This is a genomic window from Streptomyces cahuitamycinicus (genome assembly GCF_002891435.1).
Lineage (GTDB): Bacteria > Actinomycetota > Actinomycetes > Streptomycetales > Streptomycetaceae > Streptomyces > Streptomyces cahuitamycinicus.
The window spans coordinates 1-3,241 of record NZ_POUC01000643.1 but is presented as its reverse complement, the minus strand read 5'-3'; the positions used below and the strand labels follow the sequence as shown (position 1 = coordinate 3,241).

Below are 3,241 nucleotides of genomic sequence, written 5' to 3'. Positions count from 1 at the left end.
GGCCGGCCCATCCGGGCTCCCGCCCGTTTCCCACCCTTCGCCGCCCCCCGCCTGTCTCGCTCAACGGCAAGGAGCCGCATCATGCGTATCACTACCCGTCACGCTGTCAGAACCGTCCAGACCCTGTGCGTCACCCTCACGGCAGCCCTCGTGGCCACCGGCTGCGGCCGGAGCGAGGACTCCGGCCCCGGCAACGATGCGCCCGCCAAGATCGGCGCGGGCAAGGCCAAGGGGACGGTGGTCATGTGGTCCATGGGCGACCCCGACGAAGACCTGAAGGAGCTGGCCAAGAAGTTCGAGCAGGAGAACCCGGACGCAGACGTCAAGATCACCGCAGTCCCGTGGGACGGCGCCCACGACAAGTTGACCACCGCGATAGCCGGTGGCAACACACCGGACATGTCCATGGTGGGCAGCACCTGGATGGCCGAGATGGCCGCCTTGAACGGCTTCCAGGCCACCCCGACGTCGATCAAGTCCTCGGACTTCTACCCCGGCCAGTGGGACACCACCAAGTACAAGAACACCTCCTACGGCGTCCCGTTCATCGCCGACACCCAAGCGGTCTTCTACCGGACCGATCTCACGGCGAAGGCCGGCATCAAGGGCGCCCTGGCCGGCGACTGGGACGGGTACCTGAAGGATCTCAAGGCCATCCAGGCCACCGCCGGCAAGGAGAACCCCAAGCTGCGCCATGCCAGCGGGCTGGTGATGGGCTTCAACTCCTGGATTTTCTGGGTGCCGATGGTCTGGCAGCAGGGCGGTGACATCTACGACGCCAAGACCGGGAAGTTCACCTTCGACTCGCCCGAGGTCGCCAAGGCGCTGGGGGACTACGCGAGCGTCCCGAAGCAGGGCTTGGCGCCGACGGACAGGTCGGACAATGTGCAGGGCTTCCGCGACGGGCTGATCGCCGTTTACCAGGAGGGTGCGTGGGCCGGCGGCAGCCTCCACAAGGACGCCCCAGAGCTGGACGGCAAGTGGAAGACCATGCCGATGCCGTACACCAAGCAGCCCGCCGGGTTCGCCGGCGGCAGCGACCTGGCGGTGTTCAAGGAGGCCAAGAACCCCGACGCGGCATGGAAGTTCGCCCAATTCCTGACCGAGCCCGCCAACCTCGCGACCTATTCCAAGGCCACCGGCAGCCTGCCTCCTTCGCCCCAGGCGTGGACCGAGGGGAAGCTGACCGAGGACGAGAACTTGAAGGCGTTCGCCGAGCAGCTCGAGGTCGGCAAGGCGCCGCCCGCCATCACGACCTGGCAGCAGATCGCCGACACCATCGACTCCGAATTGGAGAAGCTGACCCTCGGCAAGGCCACCGTCGCCGAGGTGCAGAAGACGCTGCAGTCCAAGGCCACCAGCATCGGCACGGGTCGCTGAGCGCCGCCGCGTGAGTATCCCTCGTACGGACGGATGACATCCATGTCCACGAAAACGCTCCCCGAGCGGGGCAACACCCACGAGCAGGGCACCGCGGGGTCGGAACGGAGTGCCGATCGCCGGCGCTCCGGGCTCCGGAGCACGGCGCGCGGCAGGCAGACCCGGGCCGCCTGGCTCCTCGCCGCCCCGTACCTCGCGCTGTTCGCGGCCTTCATGCTGCTGCCGGTGGTGTGGTCGCTGCTGATGGGCCTGACCGACACCAAGAGCGCGGACCTGCGCACACCGCTGAACGTGTCGTTCGTCGGCTTCGACAACTACGTACGCCTCTTTGAGGACCCGCAGTTTTTCACGGCCCTGCGCAACACGGCCGTGTTCGTCCTGGTGGCCCTGCCCCTGACGCTGGCCGCCGGGCTCGCGGCGGCGGTTGCCCTCGACCGGGGCATCCGCCGCTTCCGGGCCGTCTTCCGGGTCGGCTTCTACCTGCCGGTGATCACCAGCATCGTGGCCGTCGCCGTGGTGTGGAAGACGCTCCTGGAACCTCGCGCGGGACTGGCGAACCTCGTCCTGGGCTGGTTCGGGATCGACGGTCCGGCATGGCTGGCGGACACCCGCTTCGCCCTGCCCGTCATGATCGTGATGGCGGTGTGGCGCAACCTCGGCACGGTCATGATCATCATGCTGGCGGGTCTGCAGTCCGTCCCGCAGTCCCTGATGGAGGCGGCCGAACTCGACGGCGCCGGGCCCTGGCAGCGGTTCTGGCGGGTCACCTTCCCGCTCCTGCGGCCGGCCCTGCTGCTGACCGCCGTGACCACCGGCATCGGCTATCTGCAGTTCTTCGACGAGCCGTTCGTGATGACCGATGGCGGACCGCTGGACTCCACCCTGTCGGCGACGTTGTACGCCTACAAGCAGTTCGGCAACGGCAACTACGAGATGGCGTCGGCCGCCGGCTACGTCATCTTCGTCCTCATCGTCGCGCTGACCGTGCTGCAGTTCCGCGTGCTGCGAGACAAGGACTGATGCCTCATGAGTACCCTCTCCACTCTCCGAACGCCACAACAGGGCACGAACCGCGCCCTGAGGCGTCGCCGCATCCGGCAGAACTGGGGCCAGCCCTGGCTGTACATACCGCTCGCCGGCGCCCTGCTGCTGATGGTCGCGCCGTTCCTGTGGATGCTGTCCGGGTCGTTCAAGCCCGAGGCCGACATCCGCAGGGTCCCGCCCGTCCTGATACCCACGGTGCCCACGACTGCCAACTACGGCGAGCTGTTCAGCACGCTCGACTTCACGAGTATGTTCGCCAACTCCGTGATCGTGGCCCTCGCCGTCACCACGGGTAACTTGATCTTCTGCTCGATGCTCGGATACGCCCTGGCCAAGCTGGAGTTCCGCGGGCAGCGCGCCGTTTTCCTGCTGGTCATGGGGACGCTCATGATCCCCGGCCTGGTCACCTTCGTACCGCTGTACGTGCTGGTGGCCAACATGCAGCTGACCGGCTCCCTGCTCGGGCTGATCCTGCCGTTCCTCGCCACCCCGTTCGGGGTGTTCCTGATGCGGCAGTTCATCTCCACCCTGCCCGACGAACTCATCGACGCCGCCCGCGTCGACGGCTGCCGCGAACTGGCCATCTTCGCGAAGATCATCCTTCCGCTGACCAAGCCCGCCCTCGCCACCCTCGGGATCATCACCTTCCTCGGCTCCTGGAACAACTTCCTGTGGCCCTTGGTCGTGGCCCAGAACGAGAGCCAGTACACCCTCCCCGTCGGCCTTGCACTGGCCAGCAGCGGACAAACCTTCACCCGCTTCGGCATCCTGCTCGCCGGCGCCATGGTCGTTCTGCTGCCGGTGATGATCGTCTTCC

3 protein-coding genes are annotated in these 3,241 nt (G+C 67.1%); all 3 read left to right on the top strand.

The window, feature by feature from the left end; all coding sequences use genetic code 11:
* Positions 1 to 81 precede the first annotated feature (81 nt).
* Positions 82 to 1,380 (top strand): extracellular solute-binding protein, encoded by a 1,299-nt coding sequence (locus tag C1J00_RS40900; protein WP_102913904.1) that lies wholly within the window; start codon positions 82 to 84, stop codon positions 1,378 to 1,380.
* Between the two features lie 33 nt (positions 1,381 to 1,413).
* On the top strand, positions 1,414 to 2,400 hold the full coding sequence (locus C1J00_RS40895; protein ID WP_102913903.1) for a carbohydrate ABC transporter permease: 987 nt from the start codon (positions 1,414 to 1,416) through the stop codon (positions 2,398 to 2,400).
* A 6-nt stretch (positions 2,401 to 2,406) separates the two neighbouring features.
* Positions 2,407 to 3,241 (top strand): carbohydrate ABC transporter permease (locus C1J00_RS40890; protein ID WP_102913902.1); only part of this gene is annotated, 835 nt, incomplete at its 3' end.